Origin of the sequence: Neobacillus drentensis (genome assembly GCF_036965645.1) — a bacterium.
GTDB classification, from domain to species: Bacteria; Bacillota; Bacilli; order Bacillales; family Cytobacillaceae; genus Neobacillus; species Neobacillus drentensis_D.
Genome location: NZ_JBALPZ010000161.1, coordinates 1 through 237, shown reverse-complemented (window position 1 = coordinate 237; position 237 = coordinate 1).

Sequence of the window (237 nt, the reverse complement as noted above, 5' to 3'; positions counted from 1 at the left end):
TTTTGAAAAAATAAAATTATCTTAAATTTAAACACAAGGTTTCCGCTTTAATAGACTGTAAGGGTTACATTAGGAGGATCACCATGCGGACAATCAAGCCTATTATACGTTCATTGCTATTCAAGCTTTTTTTGAGTGTGTTTTTAATCATTGGGCCATTAATTGTTGTACTGATTGTGAACACCTATTATTCCGTTACAGTCTTAATAAGTCAGGTGTCCCAATCAAACAAAAACA